This is a genomic window from Pigmentiphaga daeguensis (assembly GCF_039523035.1).
In the GTDB taxonomy this organism is placed as follows: Bacteria; Pseudomonadota; Gammaproteobacteria; order Burkholderiales; family Burkholderiaceae_B; genus Pigmentiphaga; species Pigmentiphaga daeguensis.
The window spans coordinates 1-3,496 of the sequence record NZ_BAAAEN010000057.1; the positions used below are offsets into that span (position 1 = coordinate 1).

The 3,496-nt window shown below is 58.7% G+C and carries 2 protein-coding genes and 1 pseudogene; 1 reads left to right on the forward strand and 2 read right to left on the reverse strand.

Translation table 11 applies throughout. The features are described 5' to 3' along the window. Positions 1-334: 334 nt before the first annotated feature. Both ABD104_RS29985 and ABD104_RS29990 read right to left on the reverse strand, forming a co-directional pair. On the reverse strand, positions 335-1,759 hold the full coding sequence (locus ABD104_RS29985) for a Cu(+)/Ag(+) sensor histidine kinase (protein ID WP_003121551.1): 1,425 nt from the start codon (positions 1,757-1,759) through the stop codon (positions 335-337). Then, positions 1,743-2,435, reverse strand: a complete 693-nt coding sequence (locus ABD104_RS29990) for a heavy metal response regulator transcription factor (RefSeq protein ID WP_003097513.1) — start codon at positions 2,433-2,435, stop codon at positions 1,743-1,745. The genes ABD104_RS29985 and ABD104_RS29990 overlap by 17 nt, the downstream gene beginning before the upstream one ends. Before the next feature lie 254 nt (positions 2,436-2,689). On the opposite strand from ABD104_RS29990, the pseudogene ABD104_RS29995 reads away from it, so the two are divergent. Then, positions 2,690-3,403 (forward strand): annotated as a pseudogene (locus ABD104_RS29995) (multicopper oxidase domain-containing protein); the annotation flags it as partial. Positions 3,404-3,496: the final 93 nt, after the last annotated feature.

The following is a 3,496-nucleotide window of genomic DNA, read 5'->3' on the forward strand; positions in this document are numbered from 1 at the left end:
GCTCACGCGGCTGACAACGCAGAGGAACAATCGGATCGCCGAACTGCTGCCACATCGGTGGACACCGGCCACCTGATTGCCGTCGTCAAGGCGTGATCACCGGACGCTTACGATCGGTGACCGGATCACGACCGAGCAAAGGCCCCCGCGCGCGGTGTGGACGTAGCGATGGGATACACAAGCGCATGATGTCGGCGCCTGCCGCTAGGACTGGGCACGTGGCAGTCACGGAGAAAAAATGTCCCGCTCGCGTAGCAACGTGGCCGGCCGGGTAGATCCCAGAATCAGGCAAAGAGATACGCCAGTTGGCTGGACGGACCGCAGCGCCCTCGGACTACTGCCGCAGATGGGGCAATACCAAGTCAAACCTGGTGACAAGCTCACTGGAGGTCACGGCAACGGAGCCACCATGTGCCTCCGCAATCGATTTCACGATGGCAAGGCCAAGACCGGCGCCCGCCGTATTTCGTTGCCGTGCCGGATCAACTCGGTAGAAGCGGTTGAAGAGCTTTGGTAGATCGCGCTCAGGAATTCTCTCACCGGGATTGACCACACTGATCGTTGTCCACTGCTCGTCCTGCGAAAGCAAGACCGTGATGCTCTTGCCGCGAGGCGTGTGTCGAATTGCATTCGAGAGAAGATTGTTCAGCGCCCGGGTGAGCATTTCCCGATCCGCCGCTATGCTGCCGATCGCCCCTTTAACACCAAGCGTAATGCCGCTATCTTCTGCCAGCGCCTCGAAATAGTCGAACAGACTCCGCACCAATTCGGACAGATCAATGGTAGACAGACGCAAGTTGCGGGGATCATTTTCCGTTTGGGCAAGAAACAGCATGTCACCAATCATGCGTCCCATCCGATCAAACTCTTCCAAATTTGAATAGAGGATTTCTCTGTATTCCTCGTTGCTGCGCGGCTGGCCAAGCGCCACGTGAGTCTGCGTGACCAGGTTGGTGACGGGCGTGCGCAACTCGTGCGCGATGTCTGCGGAAAAGTGTGATAGCCGGGTGAAGCCTTCCTCGATTCTCGCCAACATATCGTTGAAGGCGAATACCAGTTCCGCCAGTTCGATCGGCACATCCCGAGGATCCAGCCTCACATCCAGCTTTGAAGAGCGAATCGCCCGAATCTCTTCATTGACCTTGCGAATCGGCAGGTGGCCCCACTGCACCGCCAGCCAAGCCACACCGAGCGCCAGGCACATGACCAAGCCGGTTGCCCACCAGAGCATGCGCTTGAACTCCGCCAGGAAGTCGAGATGAAAGCCGATGTCCATGGCAGCGACGATGCGGTAGCCGGGCGCCGCTGAATCGTCAGCAGGCAGTTGCAGCACCACACCTCGATATGACCTCTGATCCTCCTGCCACACGATCAAATCGTCAGCGGTGATGCGGTTGACCAACTTTTTGCTACTGGCAAGTTTAGACAGGTCAGGACCGGGCGTGGCATAGATGCTATTGCCAGCCCCATCGTAGACGCCGTACGTCATCCCATGATGTCCTGCGACTGCGTTGGCCAAGTGTTGCTTCAGTTCGTCGCTTGCGATGTCACTTGCAAGCTGGTGCAAGGGCTGAGCCAAAGCGGTTGTCACTGCCTCCAGTTCGTGGGCATCCTGTTGAGCAAAGTGGTGCTCCAACGACCGGAGAATGACCCAATTGAACACAAGAAACACCAAGGTCGTGGCGATACCAACGAGGGCCGTGACCCTCAATGCAAGCGACGCTGGACGGCTTTGCCGCGGCTTATGGCGCAGGGGCATCATCGGGCGCATCGAGCGTGTATCCCATTCCACGCACGGTGTGGATGAGCTTCGGATTGAACGCATCGTCTATCTTCGCGCGTAGACGGCGGATGGCTACATCGATGACGTTGCTGTCGCTGTCGAAATTCATGTCCCATACCTGCGACGCGATCAGAGACCGTGGAAGGACCTCCCCCTGGCGACGGGCCAGGAGCTCAAGCAACGCGAACTCCTTGCTGGTGAGATTGATGCGTTGGCCAGCGCGCGTTGCGCGCCGGCGCGCCAAGTCCAGCACCAAATCGGCAACCTGGATGCGATCAGGCTGGCTCGGAGCGCTTCCGCGTCGCAGCAGCGTCCGCACCCGCGCCAGCAACTCAGAGAACGCGAATGGCTTGACGAGGTAGTCGTCCGCTCCCAGTTCCAATCCCTTGACACGGTCGTCTACACCGCCACGCGCCGTCAGAAAGAGCACAGGGACCTGTTTACCGGCATCTCGAAGGGCACGCACGATGCGCCAGCCATCGACATCCGGCAGCATGACATCCAAGACCACCAGATCGTATGTCTCGCCCATGGCCAGGTGGTGTCCGTCCAATCCGTTGCGCGCCAGATCCACGACGAATCCCGCCTCCATGAGACCTTGGCGGACGTAATCCGCCGTCTTGTTCTCGTCTTCAACGACCAGCAGTTTCATCGCATGTCCCATGAAATCGCTACGGCGCGGAAAAATAGCCGCTCACGATGTACGCATTCATCCACTTTCAATCAGCAATTTACTGGTTGCCAGCTTCCACGAACATGACACGAACATTACATGAATGTAATTCAGGGGTCATTCGATGGAAAGTGCCCAACCCATAGCATGACCTGCATTGCGTCGAACTGTGCCGCTCAGGATGGGGTGGCGTTTAGAACGACTTCCGAGTCATCTATGGAGGATTTCAGGCCATGCCGCCTCGTTCACCCTTTTTTATCGTGCCCACACAGGGCCTTTCTCGTCGGCGTTTCGTCCAAGGGTTAGCCGCCGGCGGCGTTCTCGCTGGGCTGTCCACGCCGGCGTTCAAGGCATTTGCCCAGCAAGGCTCCGCGACGCGCGGTGCCGCCCCTGTGCTGAAGGGCACCGAGTTCGACTTGGTGATCGCCGAATCGCCCGTGAACTTCACGGGCAAGCCAGGCGTGGCTACGACCATCAACGGCTCGCTGCCGGCACCGACATTGCGTTGGCGCGAGGGTGACACCGTCACAATCCGTGTAACCAACAAGCTGCGTGAAGCCACATCCATTCACTGGCACGGGATCATCCTGCCGTATCAGATGGATGGCGTGCCGGGCATCAGCTTCAATGGCATCGCTCCCGGCGAGACCTTCACGTACCGCTTCAAGGTTCAGCAGAGCGGCTCCTACTGGTACCACTCGCACTCCGGCTTCCAGGAACTCACGGGCATGTACGGGGCGATCATCATCGACCCCGCTGGCGCCGAGACCATCCACGCCGACCGTGACCACGTGCTGCTGTTCTCGGATTGGACCGACGAAGACCCGATGCGGGTGTTCACCAAGCTCAAGTCCCAAAGCGACTATTACAACTACAACCAACCTACCGTCTTCGACTTCTTCCGGGACGCCTCGCGCGAAGGCACGGCCGCTGCGATCGACAAGAGAGGTGGCTCCGGTTGTTTGGACAGTATTTTGAGATTTTAAGTGGAACGCTCCGGGCACATCATGCTGCCGTTTTAATCGCAGGCAGCATCGCGA

What these genes read in the sequence shown, in the direction of transcription:
- ABD104_RS29985 (WP_003121551.1), bottom strand. Translation starts at nt 1,759, where the DNA reads ATGCCCCTGCGCCATAAGCCGCGGCAAAGCCGTCCAGCGTCGCTTGCA.
- ABD104_RS29990 (WP_003097513.1), bottom strand. Translation starts at nt 2,435, where the DNA reads ATGAAACTGCTGGTCGTTGAAGACGAGAACAAGACGGCGGATTACGTC.